The organism is Nonomuraea terrae, from assembly GCF_004348995.1.
Classification (GTDB): Bacteria; Actinomycetota; Actinomycetes; order Streptosporangiales; family Streptosporangiaceae; genus Nonomuraea; species Nonomuraea terrae.
Genome location: NZ_SMKQ01000008.1, coordinates 75,357 through 95,144, shown reverse-complemented (window position 1 = coordinate 95,144; position 19,788 = coordinate 75,357). Strand labels below are relative to the sequence as shown.

At 64.5% G+C, this 19,788-nt stretch carries 23 protein-coding genes; 15 read left to right on the top strand and 8 right to left on the bottom strand.

Annotated features, from left to right (window positions below; all coding sequences use genetic code 11):
- Positions 1–280 precede the first annotated feature (280 nt).
- Together E1286_RS05490 and E1286_RS05485 are read left to right on the top strand one after the other, a co-directional pair.
- Positions 281–526 carry a hypothetical protein gene (locus E1286_RS05490; protein ID WP_132609314.1) on the top strand — a complete coding sequence of 82 codons (246 nt, stop codon included), beginning with the start codon at positions 281–283 and terminating at the stop codon, positions 524–526.
- Positions 523–882, top strand: a complete 360-nt coding sequence (locus E1286_RS05485; RefSeq protein ID WP_132609312.1) for an Arc family DNA-binding protein — start codon at positions 523–525, stop codon at positions 880–882. The genes E1286_RS05490 and E1286_RS05485 overlap by 4 nt, the downstream gene beginning before the upstream one ends.
- A 621-nt stretch (positions 883–1,503) precedes the next feature.
- Here the strand turns inward: E1286_RS05485 and E1286_RS49035 are convergent.
- Both E1286_RS49035 and E1286_RS05475 read right to left on the bottom strand, forming a co-directional pair.
- Positions 1,504–2,448, bottom strand: a complete 945-nt coding sequence (locus E1286_RS49035; protein WP_342776157.1) for a PGN_0703 family putative restriction endonuclease — start codon at positions 2,446–2,448, stop codon at positions 1,504–1,506.
- Complete coding sequence (locus E1286_RS05475) at positions 2,441–2,641, bottom strand: hypothetical protein (protein ID WP_132609308.1); 201 nt, start codon at positions 2,639–2,641, stop codon at positions 2,441–2,443. Before E1286_RS05475 ends, E1286_RS49035 begins: the two co-directional genes overlap by 8 nt.
- Before the next feature lie 623 nt (positions 2,642–3,264).
- Here E1286_RS05475 and E1286_RS05470 point away from each other — a divergent pair.
- A complete protein-coding gene (locus E1286_RS05470) occupies positions 3,265–4,128 on the top strand; it encodes a DNA-methyltransferase (protein WP_165969586.1) in 864 nt (287 codons plus the stop codon).
- Between the two features lie 74 nt (positions 4,129–4,202).
- Positions 4,203–5,966, top strand: coding sequence for an AAA family ATPase (locus E1286_RS05465; RefSeq protein ID WP_132609304.1), 1,764 nt, complete (start codon positions 4,203–4,205; stop codon positions 5,964–5,966).
- 4 nt (positions 5,967–5,970) lie between these two features.
- On the opposite strand, the gene E1286_RS05460 is transcribed toward E1286_RS05465, so the two are convergent.
- Together E1286_RS05460 and E1286_RS05455 are read right to left on the bottom strand one after the other, a co-directional pair.
- On the bottom strand, positions 5,971–7,431 hold the full coding sequence (locus E1286_RS05460; RefSeq protein ID WP_132609302.1) for a hypothetical protein: 1,461 nt from the start codon (positions 7,429–7,431) through the stop codon (positions 5,971–5,973).
- Positions 7,432–8,027: 596 nt separating this feature from the next.
- Complete coding sequence (locus tag E1286_RS05455; protein ID WP_132609300.1) at positions 8,028–8,456, bottom strand: ATP-binding protein; 429 nt, start codon at positions 8,454–8,456, stop codon at positions 8,028–8,030.
- A 189-nt stretch (positions 8,457–8,645) separates the two neighbouring features.
- On the opposite strand from E1286_RS05455, the gene E1286_RS05450 reads away from it, so the two are divergent.
- From E1286_RS05450 to E1286_RS05415, 9 genes are all read left to right on the top strand, one after another.
- Positions 8,646–8,942: a putative quinol monooxygenase gene (locus E1286_RS05450; protein WP_246074469.1), complete on the top strand. Its 297-nt coding sequence runs from the start codon at positions 8,646–8,648 to the stop codon at positions 8,940–8,942.
- Between the two features lie 2 nt (positions 8,943–8,944).
- Entirely contained in the window at positions 8,945–10,141 is a 1,197-nt protein-coding gene (locus tag E1286_RS05445) for a helix-turn-helix domain-containing protein (RefSeq protein WP_246074473.1), read from the top strand.
- A gap of 348 nt (positions 10,142–10,489) precedes the next feature.
- Positions 10,490–10,801: an SCO3933 family regulatory protein gene (locus E1286_RS05440; protein WP_132609296.1), complete on the top strand. Its 312-nt coding sequence runs from the start codon at positions 10,490–10,492 to the stop codon at positions 10,799–10,801.
- Positions 10,794–12,128, top strand: coding sequence for an FtsK/SpoIIIE domain-containing protein (locus E1286_RS05435; RefSeq protein WP_132609294.1), 1,335 nt, complete (start codon positions 10,794–10,796; stop codon positions 12,126–12,128). Before E1286_RS05440 ends, E1286_RS05435 begins: the two co-directional genes overlap by 8 nt.
- Before the next feature lie 22 nt (positions 12,129–12,150).
- Positions 12,151–12,837 (top strand): DUF2637 domain-containing protein, encoded by a 687-nt coding sequence (locus E1286_RS05430; RefSeq protein ID WP_132609292.1) that lies wholly within the window; start codon positions 12,151–12,153, stop codon positions 12,835–12,837.
- 9 nt (positions 12,838–12,846) lie between these two features.
- Positions 12,847–12,975, top strand: coding sequence for a hypothetical protein (locus E1286_RS51160; RefSeq protein ID WP_281282622.1), 129 nt, complete (start codon positions 12,847–12,849; stop codon positions 12,973–12,975).
- 128 nt (positions 12,976–13,103) lie between these two features.
- The gene (locus tag E1286_RS05425; protein WP_132609342.1) at positions 13,104–14,438 is read left to right on the top strand and encodes a replication initiator; all 1,335 of its coding nucleotides are present in this window, start codon (positions 13,104–13,106) and stop codon (positions 14,436–14,438) included.
- On the top strand, positions 14,428–14,610 hold the full coding sequence (locus tag E1286_RS05420) for a helix-turn-helix transcriptional regulator (protein ID WP_132609290.1): 183 nt from the start codon (positions 14,428–14,430) through the stop codon (positions 14,608–14,610). Before E1286_RS05425 ends, E1286_RS05420 begins: the two co-directional genes overlap by 11 nt.
- The gene (locus tag E1286_RS05415) at positions 14,610–15,902 is read left to right on the top strand and encodes a site-specific integrase (protein WP_132609288.1); all 1,293 of its coding nucleotides are present in this window, start codon (positions 14,610–14,612) and stop codon (positions 15,900–15,902) included. Before E1286_RS05420 ends, E1286_RS05415 begins: the two co-directional genes overlap by 1 nt.
- Before the next feature lie 665 nt (positions 15,903–16,567).
- Here the strand turns inward: E1286_RS05415 and E1286_RS05410 are convergent.
- Together E1286_RS05410 and E1286_RS05405 are read right to left on the bottom strand one after the other, a co-directional pair.
- Positions 16,568–16,813 carry a winged helix-turn-helix domain-containing protein gene (locus tag E1286_RS05410; RefSeq protein ID WP_132609286.1) on the bottom strand — a complete coding sequence of 82 codons (246 nt, stop codon included), beginning with the start codon at positions 16,811–16,813 and terminating at the stop codon, positions 16,568–16,570.
- Between the two features lie 201 nt (positions 16,814–17,014).
- Entirely contained in the window at positions 17,015–17,263 is a 249-nt protein-coding gene (locus E1286_RS05405) for a GntR family transcriptional regulator (RefSeq protein WP_132609284.1), read from the bottom strand.
- Positions 17,264–17,429: 166 nt separating this feature from the next.
- On the opposite strand from E1286_RS05405, the gene E1286_RS05400 reads away from it, so the two are divergent.
- Together E1286_RS05400 and E1286_RS05395 are read left to right on the top strand one after the other, a co-directional pair.
- Positions 17,430–17,699, top strand: a complete 270-nt coding sequence (locus E1286_RS05400; protein WP_132609282.1) for a hypothetical protein — start codon at positions 17,430–17,432, stop codon at positions 17,697–17,699.
- Positions 17,696–18,025 (top strand): hypothetical protein, encoded by a 330-nt coding sequence (locus tag E1286_RS05395; RefSeq protein ID WP_132609280.1) that lies wholly within the window; start codon positions 17,696–17,698, stop codon positions 18,023–18,025. The genes E1286_RS05400 and E1286_RS05395 overlap by 4 nt, the downstream gene beginning before the upstream one ends.
- A gap of 301 nt (positions 18,026–18,326) precedes the next feature.
- Here E1286_RS05395 and E1286_RS05390 read toward each other — a convergent pair whose 3' ends face one another.
- Entirely contained in the window at positions 18,327–18,887 is a 561-nt protein-coding gene (locus tag E1286_RS05390; protein ID WP_132609278.1) for an NUDIX domain-containing protein, read from the bottom strand.
- Positions 18,884–19,642 carry a GntR family transcriptional regulator gene (locus tag E1286_RS05385; protein WP_132609276.1) on the bottom strand — a complete coding sequence of 253 codons (759 nt, stop codon included), beginning with the start codon at positions 19,640–19,642 and terminating at the stop codon, positions 18,884–18,886. Before E1286_RS05385 ends, E1286_RS05390 begins: the two co-directional genes overlap by 4 nt.
- Positions 19,643–19,788 lie beyond the last annotated feature (146 nt).

The following is a 19,788-nucleotide window of genomic DNA, read 5'->3' as shown; positions in this document are numbered from 1 at the left end:
GCTCCAGGTGCTGGCTGATGGCGCCCGCTCTTATGCAGCTGCTCGCAAATCGGCCCGATCTTCAGGGACAACGGCAGTCCCAGTACCACCTGTCGACCGCCCTTGATGGCACGCCAATGGCACGTCGATCAAGCCCGCGACCTGCCGGCGAGCACGGGCCGCAGCCCCCTGGTCCGCCCCGTCCTCTCGTAGCCGCCGACACCCAGGACGCAACCGCCTGTTTCCATGGTGCAGACCAGAACCCCCTACCGACAGAGGTTGTGTCCGACATAATATGGGCATGAAAAAGTTGCGCCTCTACCGATCGGCGCGGAAGCACCGCATCGGACAGGCGCATGCCTTACATGTCGTCCGATCTGGGCCGCCAGCGATCGTGCCGGCCGCCGACCCGACGCTGGAGGACCGATGGGTCTGGATCGGCCCCGATGATCGGGGCATAGAGCTGGAGGTGATCGGCATCATCACCGACAAAGCTTTAGTGATCATTCACGTGATGCCAACCGCGCTACGGAGAAGGACGCCATGACTGAGCACGAGGCAGCCTGGCCACCCGAAGACATCGAACTGGCCCTGGACCACGACTCCGATATCGACAGCGACTCTGAAGAGATTTACGACGCCAAAGGCAACCTGATCACGGAAGAGTACGTACGGGACGCAATCAGCGACGTTCATCGCGCGATCGACGAGGGCCGCGTACCCGTGCCTACCGGCCGCCCAGGACGTCCATCGCTCACAGGCGAGGGCACACATTCCCCAAGGGTCTCCTTCAGAGTTCCAGAGGAGTTGCGCGAACGCGCGAAGGCCCGCGCCGAGCAAGAAGGGAAGAGTGTGTCTGCCCTGGCACGGGAAGCCTTTGAGCAATTCCTGAGAGCGGGATGAGCACGCGCGACTGCGACGGCACCAGGTGGCCAAGCGACTCGACAGCCGCCTGCGAGAGCATTCGAGAGGGGATCGGGCACGCAAGAGCGCGAAAACCGATTATCGATCAAAAGCCCAGGCGGGAAAACCGGCCCTGGCCTGGGCCTTTGAGTGGGTGGAGCCTAGGAGATTCGAACTCCTGACTTCCTGCTTGCAAACGGGAGCCAGTCACGCCGTTGAGCGGTCTTCCTCCTGGCCAAGCGGTAGATGCTGCCTGAGCCTGAGCGCTCGTGTGCGTCGGCGTTGCTGTACTCCTCTGCTGTACAGCTCCTGGCGGACAACGAGACGCCAACATCTGTTCCGTAGCCAGTTCAAGATCGTCCACCGGCGTTCACGGATGCCAAAAAGACCTGATCGGAGGCACCTCACTCATGATCATCTTCCATGGATGTCCACTCACTTGAGAGGAGACTGTCCGGCCGACATATGCGATCTGACCAGCTCGAAAGCCTCAAAGGCCCGTGAAAGACCCGCAGCTGGTTCGCGCACGGTGCGCGATCATCCCGGCGTAGGGCTCGTGAAGGTTTACCTAAAGTACTGACCGGCCCGCATTTGAGATATCAAGTGGCCATGAGCTCGCACCTAGGAAACGTTACGTGAACGAACCTCGCGCCAAGCATCTTCGCTCAAGCTCATGTCGACGTAGCGGAGTCCCAGATCCCGTATCAAGCTACTGTCCATGGCCGCTTCTGCTTCTGCCGCACGCAGGAAGCTCTCCCAGGTCAAAAGGGCTGCATTGCCAGCACTCAGGCCCTCAATGTAGGTCTGTGCATGGTTGAGTCCGCCCTTGTCCTCTGGGTGGAGCAGCATCAGCAGCACGGCGCTCTCATTCAGTCGTCCGCCATCTACCACTTGTACCGACTGAGCGAGTGCGTGACAACGTGTCATTTGCCGAGTCGCGTTATTCGTTAGACTCTTATGGAGATCTCTCCAGATTTGACATTGTTCAGCGAGTTGCCGATATTTGGAGCCTTCCATTGCCTCGGTTCTCCGTGTTGAGAAGCGATCTGCAAGCTTGGTTTCAACGGCTACTACTTGAAGGCGGCCGTCCGTCCGTCTGAAGCGGAGAAGAAGATCGATAAACGTCCGATCGCCGAGCCAATAGGGAGTGTCTACCCCGGAGAACTCGAAGTCTGCCGAATCCAGCCAGGCCAGATCGTCCCGCCCGAGCAAGGTGCCGAAGAGTCGAGCCGAGGCAACCGGTCGTCGCACAACCTCTGACAGCATGTTGAACGTCAACGTCTGGCTTGAGGTTAGGTACTTCGTGCACCGAACAGGGTCCACGCCCCATCCGGCCGCACGACGGATTGCGTACGTCTCCGCTGCAGACGGTCCCAGGAAATTTAGCCAGCGTTCGGCATCCTCATCTACGAGGACAGATCCGCACAGGTCTTCAGTGCCGGCCAGTGAGCCGTAGCGGTCAAGACCAAGTATGTTGAGGCGATACCAGGCTTGGTGGACTCGTACACGGCGCATGAACTTGGTATCAGACTGCGGCAGAGGGCCAAGGCCCGTAGTTCTATGCACCGTCGAACACCTGTGACAATTCGCGACCACTGGCGTTCACCCCGCGAATGTCCCAGATCGCTCCGGCCCTTAACTGGATGATGGGCTCTGGAAAGCCGTTGGATCGCATGGGCCATGCGTTGACGATGTTGGCCTCGACGCCGAGTAGATGGCCGACCTCGGCTGCACCCGCGAGAAACTCGGCCCTATGCATGGAGCGATCGTAACGGGCTAACTCGTCCTGCCAGCCAGCGTCGGTGCCCAGCCCGCCCCTACCCGGTGGCAAGCCGACCCGGAGCGCAGCGCCCTCAGGGCGCGAGCACCGGAAGCGGCGCGGCAGCCGATCGCCCCAGCCGCCGGCGACAGAACCGGAGTGCGCGATCGTCCCAGCCTCAGCCATCGTCCCGGTATTGGCAGCGGCCGTGGCCCCACAGGCTTGCCTCGTCAGCTCTTCGGAGGGACTTTCGCGGTCTCTGCTTCGGTCGGGTAGCGTCCTGTTGCCGTCGCCCAGGCGATGACCTCACGCCTGTCCCAGATGTCGCCCGAGCGTAGACGCCGCACGGGCGCTGGGAACTGCGCATGCCTCACCTTCCAGACATTCACCGTGTTCGAGTCGACACCCAACAGCTCGCCGATCTCCGCCGGGCCCACAAGGTGCACGGCGAGAGCTCTTAGGTCATTCTCGGCTGCGTTCGACACGTTCTGAGCCTACGACTCCCGGACCGACTCTCGGGTGATCGAGTCAGGTCTTGGAACACGCTGGTGTCCCAGTTCCAACCTCCGTCGGAGATGTCTTACACTAAGAGAATGTCAGTACCTGCTGCGAACCTGTCGTCCATGCCTAACGAGGACTTTGACCAAGAGGACCCGCTGTACGCCTCAGGTGAGCGCGGCAACGGCACGTCGTGGACAGTCCTCAACGGCGACAGCAAGGTCGTTTCCAGCATGCTCGCTCCCGGATCGATCAACTGCGTCATCACCAGCCCGCCCTACTACTGGCAACGCGACTACGAGGTCGACGGCCAGTTCGGGCTCGAGCCCACGATCGACGGCTATGTCACGAACCTCCGCGAGACGTTCGCAGCACTGCGTCCGGCATTGACCGATGATGGCGTGGTCTTCCTCAACCTGGGCGACACGTACTACAACGCCAAGGGCAGACCGCACGGGAAGGACGAGAAACACCGCAGCCGTCGCCTGCCTGGTCTTCGCGCGGTGGACGGCCCTGGACTCGGCCTCCCCCGCAAGTCTCTAATCGGCATCCCGTGGCGCGTCGCGCTGGCGTTGCAGGAGGATGGCTGGACGCTTCGCAGCGCCATCATCTGGGTGCGGAAGACGGCGATCCCTGAGCCGACCAGCAAGGATCGTCCCTGGCGCAAGTACGAGCACATCTTCCTGTTCTCGAAGTCGCCTCGCTACTTTTTCAATCGCGAGGGCCTCGACGGCGAAGAGGACGTGTGGTTTATCGAACCGGATCGCAAGTCGCTGGCCCGTGGCACGCACTACGCGCCGTACCCGCGCGCGCTTGTGGAGAGATGCATCGCGGCAGGATGCCCAGAAGGCGGGACCGTCCTCGACCCGTTCGTAGGCGGAGGAACCACTATGTACGTTGCAGACGAGATGGGCAGGTCCTCGGTGGGCATCGAGCTCAACCCGGACTTCTGTGCGCTCATCTCAGAGAACATGGAGAAGCTTTGGTGAGTCGACCGCATAGGTCATCTGGACTACGTCGCTCCCTGTGCGATGTTGGGGCGGCTTGGAAGTAGCGTTGACCTATGTCATATGTGCCCGCTCATCTACTCCTCGAAGCCGCCGCAGCGATCAGAGGCGCCCACGCCCTGACTGTCGTGACGCTACCGGCGCTTCTCCGCGAGGCGAGGAGGACACAGGTCGACCCTACGACGGCTCAGATCCCATACGGCGGCGGCGTCGAAGAGCAGTACCTTAAGGACTTCTTCGAACTGCCCGGTGCACCCGATCCGCATCGTCCGTACCGAGCCATCTGGAGCGACGACACGCCCTGGCAAACGCGAAAGTTCCCCGGCGGAGGGCTCCAGCGCCAGCGGGGCCAGCGTGCGGGTCGTGGCGAGGTCCTGATTCAGCGCAAGCCAGCCCAAACTGGGCTGCCGGGGGATGTGTGGGGCCTCACGCCTACCGCGGGCGCAGACCTCCTCGCGGAGACAAAGAAGTCCGTTCGATTGATCGACTTGGCGCTCTGGATCGGCCGCAACGTCGATACCTCGGCGATCGACCCCGCGATCCTCAGCGCCGCCGGCCTCGGGCCGGGCGCAGAGGAGATTGACAAGCTCGACGCCTGGTTCAAGCACGAGTTCAGGCCACAACACGGCGACCTGGTGGGAACGATCTTCCAGGATGACATCCCGGCCGAGTACCGGACTGTCCCATTCGCGGCTGATCCGGTTTCTGACGAGACCTACCAGCAGCTCGGCGCCCTTCCACCAGCTCCTACTGTTACCGACGACCTGTCGACCGTCATCACGAGTCTGGAGAGGCGCGTCACGGCGAAGGGCTTCCAGCTGCCTCTCGGCCTGGTGGAGCGCGTCCTCACCGCTTGGCTCCGCGGCGACATGGTCGTGCTCGTGGGTCAGCCCGGGACGGGAAAGACCCTATTCGCCACCCTCCTGGGAAGTGCGATGGAGCAGGAGTTCGACCTGGACGCACCGCTGCTGATCCCTGTGCGGGCCGACTTCGATGAGGCCGAGCTAATCGGCTACGAGCGGCTCGACGGGACTGTCCATCTACAGGACTTCGCTCGCCACATCCTCCTCGATGATGCCCCGCTCGAAGCTCGCGTCGTGATCTTCGAGGAGTTCAATCTGGCCTCGGTGGAGACCTATCTGTCTGCGGTCCTCGTCGCCACCCAGGAGCGCGAGAGGCTCGTCCGGCTACCGAACGGAGAGGTCGCCAACCTGCCGATCGACACTTTCGTCCTCGCGACTTGCAACTCCTTCCGCGACGAGCCTGAGACCCGCACCCGCGTGAGCTCGCCGACTAAGCGCAGATCGACCACGATCACGATGCCCAACGTACTCGGCGACCGTTACGAGGACGACCCGGACACCGCCGTCACAGGCGTCATTGGGAACCTGATCGCCAACGAACGAAAGCGCGTCGAGGATCGCGAGAACGCGGGACGTGCGTCGCAGTTCGACTCACTCAGACTCACGGCGCTCCGCTCAGTGTCCGGTAGCGCGAACTTTAGCGCGCAGGCCCAGCAGGCACTCGTGAGCGTGGCCAACGCTGTCCTCGAGACCGCGAGCGGTCGGTCATGGTTCACGCTCGGAATCCTTCGGGACATCGTGATGGCACTCGTGATGGCGGAGCGGGACGCCGGAGCAGAGCTGACCGCCCTGGGCCACGCTGTCGCCGACAAGCTCGTGCATCAGCTTCGGGGGACACACTCCGACGCGCAACCCCTCCTCGCAGCTTCGGCGACACTACCCAACGCCGAGGAGATCGGTCGCTTAATCGACCAGATGATGGCAGGACCGTCTGACGAGCTCCTGCCGCTTCTCTGAGGCGTTACACGTACGGGGGCGACTCCAGCCGGTCCAGGACGTAGACAATCGTCTCCTCCAGCCCGTCGTCTGGGCCTACGACGGGGATCTCGACGATGCTTTTGTCATGGTCCGTGATCACCCTCGCTTCCCGGTCCACACCTGGGTAGATGATCGCGACTGACGAGAGCCCATAGAGGCTTTGGTAAGCGGCGACCTCCTTCCGGCTGTCTTCCGAGGCGTGGCCGTCTTTTCCGACCCTGTACTTGGCGTCGAGCACTGCGACCTTGCCCGTCGCCTTCTCGTGGAGCAGCAGATCGGGTTTAGACGCGTCAGGGACCGGAGTTCGGGCTCGCCACGAGGCGATGACCTCGACAGGCGGAACCGTGTCGTAGTACAGGTCGAAGTCGGGCCCCGTGAATGCGAGCGGGTTGGACCCGAGCGCACCTGTCGTCTGGGTGAGCCCGAGCACCGACGCGACGCGGTGCGCGGCGTATGCCTGATAGATCCAGTCGGCACTCTTGATGTAGCTGTACTGCCGGGCCGGATCCGTGCTGGCCGACCATCCGAACTCACCGATCGTCCTCGTGAGGTCGAAGACCTTGATGTAGCTGCGATCGGTGTATTCGGGACCATGGCGCGGCGCTGCCAGGGCGCTCGGCTTCAGCCGGAGCTTGACCGCGAGCGGCTGAGTGAAGAGCCTTCCGACGCGCTCACGCCACAGTCGGCACCGAGCTCGTGGTCCGGAGGGGAGCTCCGCGCGCATCACCTCGGACAACAGGTCGTGAAGAAGACCGAGCAGGTGCACAGTACGGCGGTTGGCCACGGTGTCCACAGTGCGCTGGCGTCGGCGCGCGACCACTCGGGTCGGGGTGTATCTCTTACCCGCAACGCTCAGCAGACCGTCTTCCTGTTCGATCAGGTTCCTCCGAGGGTCGGATCTGAGGAATCGCATCGTCGGGATAGCGAGGGCTGAACTCCCGCCACGGCGGCTCAGTGCCCGGACCGAGACCTCATCGGTACGCGGTGCGGCGAGCACGGTCTCGATGGCGTCCAGCGCCTCGTCCGCGTTGGCATCGAACCACCCGTAGACGACGTGAGGATCCAGGTAGCCGCTGCCATCGGAGAACAGGGCCTGACCAGTCCATCCGGTCCCAAGGCTCTGGAGATGGCTCAGCATCCGAGTGATTCCCTCGAGACGCAGCTTGTGGTCCTCGGTGGCGAACCAAAATGCTTGACCGTCGACCTCAACTCTGTGAAAGCCCGTCGAGCGCGTGTAGTCGAGGGCGAGGACGCCCGTCGTCCCGCCCGAGAGCCGACGCTCCGTGCCATCGATGCGGATCCTTCGGCTGGCGTGGCCGGCGACGCTCAGGACGATCGGCCCTGGGGCCACCTTGACTGCCCGGCCGTTCAGTTCGACCTCGCCGGACCGAGCAACGACAGACACGCGCAGGCGCGTCTTTGTGAGGTCGGTGCTCGAGGTCACGTTGACAGGCTACGTGGTTCTCGACGCAGTTCTCCCCGTTTGGGGCGTACGAGTCTGATGTCTAACGGCTCGCTTGGTTGCCGAGAGTCATTCCCATGACGACCTTCTCGGTCCAGCGTTCCGCCACGTGCTCCCCTGCGCGTGGGCATGCTGGCCGCGACCGGCCGAAGAGCCGCAGCGCGGCCAGCGACTGCCCAACGCGGCAGGCCGCCGCAGGCGGGCTGCCCTTGAGACCGTAGAGAAAGTTCTCATCCGCAACTGAGGTCACAAACTGTCGCCACAAACCTGATCTTGCTGGGTACCCGATCGCGGCATAGGTTAAGCCGGGTTCTACCTTGCTTGGCCGTGGAGTAGTGCGTGCCAGACGGCTCCGCCCCCGCGCGTGTTCATGCGGTGCGTCTCTGAGACCGTTTGGGTAGCCGACTCGATGCGTCGAAGGAACGCCTGACCGCCAGCCGTACAGAGCTCATAGACGACATCGGCACAGTGACAGGTCCAGGCGAGCGTCCTGCACCGTGCTTCCCCTCCCGCAGGAAGCCACACCAGCTTTCGGGAACCCGGCTGTAGGGAGGCGACATGTGGAGCCAGACAGTCGGTCACGGAACCGAGCCGCTCGACGTGAGGTGCAGCAGCGCCCATACGGTTCGGCCGGCCGCGTCACCGTATACGCCCCAGCGGAGTGTGAGGGTCTCGACCAGGTGCAAGCCTCGTCCGCCAAGGTCCTCGTCCGCGGCCTCACATGGGCGCGGTACGAAGTGGCTCCCTTCATCGAGGACGGCGACGATCAGTAGCGTGCTGCCAGCGTGGAGTGTCACGCCGAAGTGGCCGCCAGGGAATCCACTTCGGGTATGGCGGATGGCATTGGAGGCGAGTTCGCTGACGATCAGTTGGGCGGCGTCGATCTCCGGACGGTCCCCCAGGTAGGCACTGACGAATTGACGGACTTCGCGGACCTGGTCCCGCGTGCCGGGGAAGTTACGACACCACCTGTGGATCTCTGTGTGGCCGTTCAGCGCTGGGGACATCGCGTTTCCTCTTGTCCGTGCAGGTCAGAGAACTGCCAATCGCTATCGATACTTAAAGTACTAGCGCTATACTTCAAGTACAAGCGACTTGATGTACTTGCGCCGCACAATAAGTACTGGTCGAGTAAAGACAGCGACATCCGGAGACCCGCGGCGGCAGCCCCAGGAAGGGTGCACATGTTCGGACTAATGGTTCGATTCACCTGCAAGGACGAAAAGAGCGCCGCAGCGTTCGACGCCCTCGTCGGGGAAACCATCGAGGCGATCTGCCAGCATGAGCCGGGAACGATCGTGTACGCCTCCCACCGGGTGGACAGTCAGCCGCTCCAGCGGATCTTCTACGAGCTGTACCGCGACCGGGACGCCTTCGACGCCCATGAGCAGACCGGGCACACCAGGCGCTTCCTGGCCGCCCGTGAAGAACTGCTGGCCTCAGTCGAGGTCGACTGGCTGGAGCTTCAGAGCGGGAAGGGCACGACGCCGTGAGCATGGAGTATCAGCGGGCGCTCGGGCGCCGTATCGCACAGGAGCGCAAGCGGCGTGGCCTGTCGCAGGCCGAATTGGCCCGGCTGGTGGATCGGTCGGTTGCGTGGATCTCCCAGGTAGAACGAGGCGTGCGCAAAGTCGATCGCATGTCCGTGCTGGAGAAGGTCGCTGAGACGCTGGACGTGCCGCTCTCGGAGTTGGCCGCCGAGGCACCGGTGGTCGCCGCCACCAACGAGGAGACGCCCGGCACGGCAGGGCTACGCCTGGTGCTGTCCGGCGCCCACTCGCTCCAGGCGATGTTGCACACGACCCCGGTGCCGGCTATCGAGCAACTGAGGCCGCGCGTCGATCATGCGTGGGAGCTCACGCACGCGAGCCGCTACGTCGAACTGGCCGAACTGCTCCGCGGGCTCGTACCCACCCTTGAGAATGCCGTCCGCTCCGCCCCGGCAGAGCAGCAGGCAGAGTTGTTCGAGTTGCTTGCGGTGACCTATCAGGCGTGCTCGGCATCGCTGGCCAAGCTGGGCGAGCCGGAAGCAGCGTGGATCGCCGCCGATCGGGCCATCAGCGCGGCAGAGCGTGCGGGCAACCCCTTGATGATGGCGGCCGGAGCGTTCCGGCTGGGCTTCGTCTTCCTGCAAGCCCGGCACTTCGATCAGGTGGAGGAGACGGCGCGCACCACCGCCGAGGCGCTGTGGTTCTTGACCGATCAGGGCAACGTCGAAGCGATGTCGCTGTGGGGCGGGCTGACCTTGCAGCGGGCCGTGGCCGCCTCGCGGCTCAATCAGGCTGATGTCGCGTACGAGCACCTGTCGCGAGCACGTGAGATGGCGGCGCGGGTGGGCGAAGGGCGCAACGACTACAACACCGAGTTCGGGCCGGCCAACGTCGCCCTGCACGAGGTCGCGGTGGCGGTGGAGGTCGGTGACGCCGGTCACGCGCTGCGCGTGGGCGGCGCGGTGGACACGTCGTCGCTGTCGGCGGAGCGGCGAGCGCGTCTGTGTATCGACCTGGCGCGGGCCCATGCCCAGCGTCGCCAGGTCGATGAGGCGGTGGCCCAGCTCCTTGAGGCGGAGACCATCACGCCGGAGCAGATCCGTAACCATCGGATCGTCCACCAGCTCGTCTCTGACCTGCTGTCGATGCAGGATCCGGCCTCCACTGAGCTGCGGGAGCTGGCCGAGCGCGTAGGGGCGTAGAAAAAGTACGTGCACACGTACTCTAAGTACTAGCGATTACTCTCGGTATCAGGTAGCGTTCGTGCTGTAGCTGGAACTCTCCGTAGTCGGAGGGTGGCAGCCCAGCACGAACGCTCTTCGCGTTTCAGGGGTGGATCAAGGAGGTCCGCTCACGGAAGGCGGAGAGAGAAGGCCACACATGAAAGTGGCCTGAGCGGAGGAACCCGCCCAGGCCGGATGCGTTAGCACCCTAGTTGGCGCTTCGATGCTATCGCGTCCGAGCTGACGGTACGGCCCTCCCTCGTCCTGAAACGCCTGATCAGCAGGCCGACGAGAGGTCTATTCGCCATGCGTACCGTCCCCATTCCTGTGGACACCAGCAAGCTCGCCATCACCTGCGTGAAGGCCCCGCGCCCGCGGGTCCTTAACAAGGACACCGGCGAGATCAAGACCGACAAGAACGGCAACACCGTCTACGAGGTGACCGTCTCTGTCGAGGACGAGTTCGGCCGGATCGAACTCGTCAAGATAGGCACTACCGGGGAGCCGCCCATCTCGGCCGGAGACGCCGTCCACGCGGTCGGCCTGCTCGGCTACGTCTGGGAGATCGCCGGTCGGTGGGGCATCTCCTACCGAGCCGCCGCCCTGCTTCCGCAGCAGGAGGCAGCGGCCAGTGTCTGACCAGTACCTGTGGACGCTCGGAGTCCTGGCCGCTGTACCGGCCGGGCTCTGGGCCTGGCGCCGCTGGCGCCATCGCTCCTTCTGGCTCGTGGTCGGCTACCCGATCACGGCGATCAGCGTGTGGGCGTCCTGGCGCAGGGTCGCCCTTGGCTGCGGGCTCACCAAGAAGCGGCACCGGTTCTGGTTCACCACCGTGCCCGGGCTGGTGGCCTCGACCGGTGTCGTCCGGGTCCGGCGCAAGTGGCAGCGCATCGCCGTGGACACCAAGCCCTTCATGTGGTTGCCCCTCCCTACCCGTTACGGGTGGAGGGTCACCCTGCACACCTTGGAGGGGCAGATCCCAGGCGACTACGCCGACGTCGCCGAACGGCTGGCGCACTCGTGGGGAGTGCATGCCGTACGGGTCTCCTCCGACAAGCCAGGACGCGTACGGCTCTCCGTCACCCTTCGCGATCCGCTCGTGCAGGTCCATGAGCTTCCGCCCTCGACCGAGTTGCTCAAAGTCACTGTGGGGCGGTTGGAGACCGGTAAGCCGTGGGTCATCGACTTCCGTACGGTGCCGCACTGGTTGAACGCGGGAGCCACTCAGTCGGGCAAGTCCAACTTGGCCAATGCCCTCATCGTGGGCCTGGCTCCGCAGCCGGTCGCCCTGGTCGGCTTCGACCTCAAGGGCGGGGTGGAGTTCACGCCGTACGCGCCCCGACTGTCCGCACTGGCCACCACCCGCGCTGAGTGCGGCGGGCTCTTGGATGACCTGGTCGCGCTCATGACGGACCGGATGGGCGTGTGCCGGATGGCCGGCGCCCGCAACATCTGGCAGCTCCCACCGACGATGCGGCCGGTACCGGTCGTCGTCCTGGTCGATGAGCTGGCTGAGCTGTATCTGATGGCCGACAAGTCAGAGAAGGACGAGATCGCCAAGACGTCCACCGCGCTGCTGCGGGTGGCTCAGCTTGGGCGGGCCTTCGGCATCTACCTGTTCTGCTGCGGCCAACGGATCGGGTCCGACCTCGGACCTGGTGTCACCGCGCTCCGCGCGCAGTGCTCCGGGAGGATCTGCCATCGGGTCAACGATCCCGAGACCGCCACCATGACCCTCGGCGATCTCGACCCGGCCGCGCTCGACTCCGCTCGAGCCATCGCCCCGGAGACGCCCGGCGTCGCGATCGTCGCCAGCCAGGACGGCCAGTGGTATCGGGCTCGGTCCTTCTACGTCAGCGAGGAAACGGCCGAACACGCCGCAACCGCCTACGCCGATCTTGCGCCGACGTGGGCGGATGTGATGACCGCACAACACCAACACACACCTGACCCGCAGACCGCTTGAACGACGGCGAGGAGGAGACGAGGTGCGTCGCTTCACCGGCTGGCTGCTCGACACGGGTCCGGTTCTCGTCCTGGCCGTCATCGCGGGCGCTGGCTCGTTCGCCCACATTCGCCAGACCGCCAGCGAACACGGTCAGTCCGGCTGGATGTCCTGGGCCATCGCCATCTGCATCGACCTGACCTGCGTCATGGCTGCCCGCGAACGCCAACGGGACAAGAAGACCGGCCGTACCCGACGCGGACCCGTCTCGTGGCCCGTGCTGGTTCTGACGGGAGGCATCGTCCTGTCTCTAGCCGCCAACCTCGCCCAGGCCACACCGACTGTCTGGGGCTGGATCACCGCCGCCACTCCGGCCGGTGCCTTCCTCGTCGCGGTGTCCATGCTCGAACGCCGCGCCACTGCTATCCGTACCGACTCACCGCGGGACCTCCCGCAGCCCTCCTCGTCGTGCGTACCAGCCACGTCCGCCCCGGCCGGATCGCGGACCGTCCCGCAAGCGGACCGCCCCGTCCTCGTCCCGACTGATGAGGGCCCGGACCACGGACCCGCACCTGACCCGGCCCTGCTCGCCTACGCACGGCGCGTCGCCGTCGAGCACCACGCCAGGCATGGCGAACCCATCACCCGCGACCTACTTCGTGCCCGCTTGGGCGTGTCCGAGCAACTCGCTTCTGACCTGCTCCGCACCCTGCGGACTTCAGCCTCCTGAGAGGAACCCATGCAAGATCACTGCACGGGTTTCGTCGAGGGCCACTACCGCTGCTGCACCTGCAACGGCACCGGCATCACCGACGACGAGACCTGCGCCGACTGCCACGGCACCGGCATCGACAACCACGGCGCATAGCCGTAGCGCCCCCCGCCTGGCCACACATCCGCCAAGATCCGCGCCAGGCCGGGGGCCATCCACACCAGCATCTGGATAGAACGGAACCCATCTTGCCCCACCTTGCCCACAGCCATGCCGTCGCCGGAATGATCCACCGGCTCAACCAACCCGACTTTGACCGCTGGGCCTGCCAGATCAAGCACACCGGCGGCTGCCGTCAGCCCATCCACCTGCGCGGCAAGGTCGAACACTACGACCAGGCCACCGGCCACCTCCTTCACCGCTACAGCACCACAACCGAACCAAACGGTGTCCTGCGCGTCCCGTGCAAGACCCGCCGTACCTCCCGCTGCCCGGCCTGCGCCGAGGTCTACCGCGCCGACACCTACCAGCTCGTCCGCGCCGGGCTCGTCGGAGGCAAGGGCGTCCCCGAGACGGTCAGCGCGCACCCGTGCCTGTTCGTCACCCTCACCGCGCCGTCCTTCGGAGCCGTACACGTCCGGCGGGAGAAGACCGGCAAGGTCCTGCCCTGCCACGCCCGTCGCGACGCCGAGATCTGCCCGCACGGACGTGTCATGTCCTGCACCGAACGCCACAGCGCCGACGACCCGCGCCTCGGCGAACCGTTGTGCCCCGACTGCTACGACTACGACGGCTCGGTCCTGTTCAACGCCATCAGCCCCGAACTCTGGCGACGCTTCACCCTCGCCCTGCGCCGCCGCTTCGCCCGCCTCAACGGCCTGACCGTCAAGGCCCTGCGCGAGCACGTCAGCATCGCCTTCGCCAAGGTCGCCGAATACCAGCGCCGCGGCGTCGTCCACTTCCACGCCGTCATCCGCCTGGACGGACCAGACGGTCCCGACTCACCGCCACCCCCCTGGGCGACCGCCGACGCCCTGGCCCAAGCCGTCCAGCACGCCGCCGCAGTCGTCACAGCGGAGATCGAGCCGCTGAGCCGCACCTTCCGATGGGGCACGCAGCTCGACGTCCGCCCCATCACCATGGACGGCGACCTCACCGAACAAGCCGTAGCCTCCTACATCGCCAAGTACGCCACCAAGGCCGCCGAATGCGTCGGTACCCTCGACCGCCGCATTCAGCCCTTGGACGACCTGGCCGCACTCCCGGTACGCGAGCACGCCCGCCGGCTGATCGCCGCCTGCATGCGCCTGGGCCGAAACCCCGGCCTTGTCGACCTACGGCTCACCCACTGGGCCCACATGCTCGGCTTCCGCGGCCACTTCTCCACCAAGTCCCGCCGATACTCGACCACCCTCGGCGCGTTGCGCGCCGCCCGTGAAGAACACATGCGCGCAGAACAGATCACCACCGGACGCCTCCCACTCTTCGACGAGGACACCGTTCTCGTCGTTGCTCACTGGGCCTACGCCGGACAAGGGCTTTCCGTCGGCGAACAACTCCTCGCCTCGGCCATCACCGGCCAGCACGCGCCACTCCTCAGGGGACCAGATGACCGCTGAACTGCTCACCGTCCCGGAAGCGATGGCCGTCCTGAAGGTCAGCCGCTGGACGCTCTACAACCTCATCCGCTCCGGCGAACTCCGCTCGATCGTCGTCGGCGTCCGTTGCCGCCGCATCCCCGCCGCCGCACTGGAGGCGTACGTGACCCAGCTCTGCGAGGAGACCGCCTGATGCCCGCCAAGGCCACCACAGCGACACCCGACGAGCCCGAGCGCGGCCCTCGCAAGAGTCGGCGAACCCGGGCCAACAACGAAGGCTCGATCTTCCCGTACAAGAACGGCTGGGCGGGCTACGTCTGGGTCACCACCCCAGAAGGCAAGAAGACCCGGAAATGGGCCTATGGCCAGACCCGCGAGGAGACCCACGAGAAGTGGCTCAAGCTCCACGAGTTGGCCCGTAGGGGATCGGTAGTCACGAAGTCGCCGAAGCTATCGGACTACCTGTTGTACTGGCTCACGAATGTCGTGGAACCCAACCTCGCGCCCAAGACGGCCGCCAACTACGAGATGTTCGTCCGCCTCTACATCGTTCCAGCGCTCGGCACCAAGAGGCTCGACAAGCTGACCGTCCGGGACGTCCAAACCTGGCTGAACAAGCTGCGCCGCTCCTGCCTCTGCTGCGACCAGGGCAAAGATGCCGCACGCCCCGAGAATCACAGCAATCCGAAGCGGCGCCGGCACTGCTGCGCCATCGGCAAGTGCTGTCGGTCTCTACCTTCGGAGTGGACGGTTCACGACGCGTACATGACGCTGCGGGCCGCCCTGAGCAATGCGGTGCGGGAGGAGACGTTGACCCGCAACGTCGCCACCAACGTCAAGATGTCGGTGCCGCGCAAGCGCAAGGTCAAGCCCTGGTCCGTCGAGGAGGCACGGGCCTTCCTGGAGTCCGCACGCAAGAACAACGACCCGATGTACCCGGCGTACGTCCTGGTGCTCGTCCTCGGGCTGCGTCTAGGTGAAACGCTAGGGCTACGGTGGGAAGATGTCGATCTCGACCGGACTGAGATGACGATCGGCTGGCAGATTCAGCGCGTCGCGGGCAAGCTGCTGCATCGTCAGACCAAGACGGACGCGTCCGACGCCACCCTGCCTTTCCCCGAGATCGTGACGACGGCCCTTCGTGCCCGTCAACGGGCACGCGACATCTCCCGGGAAGCAGCTGGGGATCACTGGCAGGAGACCGGCCTCGTCTTCACGACCGCCAGTGGCCGGCCGATCGAGCCGTCCAACTTCCGGCGAAGCTTCGCGACTGCCTGTGCCAAGGCGGGAGTACGGAGGGTGCACGTCCACGCCACCCGTAAGACCTGCGCGTCCTTGCTCGTCGCCCTCGACGTCCACCCGCGTGTGGCCATGCAGATCCTTCGCCATTCGCAGATCTCAGTGACCATGAACGTGTATAGCGAGGTCTCGTCGGAAGCGACGCGCAAAGCACTCAAGAGGTTGGGAGATCACCTAGAGCGTTAGAGATACACAGAACGATGCCGAAGGCCATCCCCGGACGCTCGGGGATGGCCTTTGCTTGCTGCGACAGATCTCAATCCTTCTGTTGCCGAACGCTCGTAAGGTCGGCCTCATGGAGAGCGTCGTCATATGGGTCAAGCCCTACAAACCCGAGCATCATCAGCCAGACACAGAGGGACACAAGGGGCACTGCGGCTGGCACGGTATGACCTCTGGTCGAGGCCCATGCCGCAATGAGCCCTACGCCAGCGTGAAGCTCCAGTACAAGAACTACGCGCCGGTGCAGTCTGCCTGCGTTCAGGCTCTCAAGGAGATCTCACAGCGCTACGGATTCCCGATCCCGCAGGAATAGAGAGAGCGTGTGTGGAACGGCTGAGGCTGTAGCTGTATTTTGCAGCTGTACAAGATTGAAAAGGCCACTTCCTGATCATGGGAAGTGGCCTTTGACCTGCGGTGGAGCCTAGGAGATTCGAACTCCTGACTTCCTGCTTGCAAAGAATAGTCGTTATATTTGGCCACCTGCCCTGAAGAGAATCACCGCTGGTCAGCGTGGGTTTCCTTGGTCATGAATGGTCGCCAACGGAGATCATTAGGCGTTGGTCATCGCGAATCCATCGCGAATCGCGAACCGCCCCTTCGAGGGTCACGCTCCGCACCCGCCGGCGCGGTCACCGCTGCGGCCGATCCTCCAGCGGCACCACGAACGTGCCCTGCGACCGTTTGATCACCACGAGCCCTTCGTCGGCGAGAAGCGCGACCGCGTGTAGAGCGGTGTTCCGACCAACCTCGTAGATCTGCATGATCCGTGGGATCGCCGGGATCGGAGACCGGGGCGCGTACTCGCCACGCTCGATCCGCTCGCGAAGGTCATCGGCGACCTGCTCGTAGCGGTACTTCGGCTCCCACTTGATCATGGTGAGAACGTAGTGGCCTAGGACAGACCCCAGACCTCCGGGAATTACCCCGGCCGACCTAGGTGGTACTAGGACGTCCCATCCGATCCTCAGACCTCATATGTTTCGCAAGATGCGGGAGTGGGAACGCTCGACCAAGCGGCGACGTGGGGAACAGATTCTTCGCCAGAAGAAGCTGTCGGGCCCACGTCGTCGCGCCGCTTAATCCTCGCTCGGCTCCTGTGGCGCAACGAAGGTGCCACGCCCCTGGACCGCGACCACGAGCCCTTCATCGCGCAGCAAGCGCACCGCCTTGCGTACGGTGTCGCGGCCGACTTCGTGGATCTGCATCAGCCTCGACTCCGCTGGGATGGCGCGGCCCGGCGGGAGTTCGCCTGACTTGATCTGGTCACGCAGGATCGCCGCCAGTTGGAGGTAGAGCGGTTCGATCCCGTCATGGTCGATCGTCATGGCCACGGACCGTAGATGTCCCCAGGCGTGGTCCTTCGATCGCCCATATCCGCAGTCAGGTGCAGACGTTGGCAGACGTTTGGTCTACGGTGATGGCAACAGAAAGTTGGGCCCGGCAGCGCGGGAACGCTACACGGGCCCTGATCGCACGATGGAGGTGCGATATATGGCTTCAGCCTATGAGAGCGACGTTCCGGCGACCACGCCCCAGCTCCCCCAGATCCCCGAGTGTCACGTGGTACGCGCAGAGGACGGGCGGATCCATCTCACACACAAGGGCACCGGGCAGACAGCGGTCGCCAGAGACGACGAGGAAGACCCTGTCATCCAGGGCGCCATCCTCCGCACCCACGCCGCGTGGGAGCCTCAGCTGCGCCGCATCCAGCCGCCGTGGTCGCGGCCCGAACCCGAGTTCCGGGTCGGCGACCTGCCATGACCGACGCCGATCTCCCCGCCATACTCAGCGACCTGGTGAAGCCCTGCTGGCGACACCAGTTCGAGGTGAGCGACGCCGGCTGGTGGCTGACCAGGGACGGCGCCCGCTGCCATGACGCGCCCTGGCATCCGCAGGACGAAGTCGACGCGCTCATCGCAGCCACGCTGCTGTACATGCTGAACGAGGCCGGACCGGTACCGATCCGCGAAGAGTTCCGCTCAAGGACGATGGTCGACGAGAGATTGCGTGAGCGTCTCATGGTGGCCGCGTACGGCCTGTACATGCGCCACATGCGACGACGGATCGGACCTCCCGCAAGCCGGTAGCCGACCAAGCGAAGCGACTCCCACCCATCGAGTAGAGGGGCTGCGTGTGGACCCGATCCTGTTACTCGCCCTCGTCGGCGCGATCGTCTACTTCGGCTCTTGCATGGTGCACCCATTCAAGATCTGCAAAGCATGTCAGCGGTCACGCGAGAGTCACTCGACCATGTTCAAGGGCGCGTTCGGCATGTGCCGGGTATGCAACGGGCGCGGCCACCATCTGCGGTTCGGGGCCCGGCTACTCGGCCGCAAGCTCTAAGGCGCGCTTGCGGGTAACTGCTCGACGCATGGCTCCACAGTTCGATCATGCCCCTTGGTGAAGCAGGAATAGCGTGTAGGCGGCCAGCGTGGAGTCGTCTGTAACCACACCGTCGGTCACCATGTTCTCGAAGTCGGTGCGGCTGACCCACTGATGGCGGAGATCCTGCTCTTCGACTTCCAGCTCGGCCTCACCGTGGGTCAGGTCGCTGGCTACAAATACGTCGAAGCCCTGGGATGAGATGCCCTTCGCGCAGTGGAGCCGCCCGAGGTGGCGCATAACGCCGGCTGTGATGCCGGTCTCCTGCCTGAGCTCTTCACGAGCTAGCAGTTCAGGAGCACCCACGCCCATCTTAGGGAAGGTGCCCTGGACGAACTCCCAGGATCGAGCTCGCACCGGGTATCGATACTGCTCCACCAGATGGAAGCCGTCGTTCTCGATCGCAATGATGAGCGCAAAGTCGGGCTTCTCAACATAGGTGTAGAGGCCATCCGACCCGTCAAGCCGGCGGATCCGATCCTCTCTCAGCCTCATGTAGGGGCTCTCGTAGACGATCTCTGTTGAGAGTTGCTGAATCGGATGCTCAGTGTTGGGCTGCTCGTTCATGCTCCAGGCCCGTAACGGTAGATCTGTTCATGGCGGCTGCCGACAACGACTCTGTGTGTGACGTCGAGGATGCGGCCATTCACGTCGTAGGCCCGTCTCCAGATAGTCAGTACCGGCTCCGACGCTGGGATCTCTAGGACTTCCTGTTCAGCGGCGTTCGGCAGCCGGCATGAAACGCTGTCCTCGAACTCCCCCACCGGATGCCCGATCTCCTCCAGTCTCGAATACATTCCGCCTGGCCCAGTGTCGACCTGTAGCAGCCTCGGGACCAGCTCGACGTACTCCCAGGGCAGGTACGTCGTGGACGTCTGTACGGGGGCATCACCCACAACGCCCTGGACACGACTCCGACGCAGCAGCCGTGATCCGACCGGGACGCCGAGCCAGCGGCCAAGGTCCGCATCAGCTTGCACTTCATCAATCTCTGTGTGCGTGAACGGCTCTCGACCCAGGGCCAGGATCGACACGTGAAATCCCCGCCACTGCCCCACTCTGCTGGTGATATCGGAGGCGTGGCGCTGAACCGGCTGGGCGTTGGGGTCGACAACCTTGGCCCCCTGGCTGGAAGGCGGCGCGACAAGCCCCTGCTCTCGGAGCAGCCGAAGAGCGCGTCGGACAGTCGACCGGTCTGCCACGTATTCGGTGGCGAGCTCTCGCTCTGAGGGAAGCCAGGTTCCTACGCCGTACTCACCGCTTCTGATCTTTGCGGCCAGCGCTTCTGCGATCGCCTGAGCCTTCGTGGGCGGCTTAGGCATGCGGTCTCCTCATGGGCTCCTCGTTACCTGGCTGCTCTTGCGTGCGGTGTAGATCCCACCTTAAAGGCAACCATGAGCCATCCACCTAGGGGGTGGGAGTCAATTAATAACCCCGTAAGGCTTGTGGATGGCCTTTGGTCGCCCTA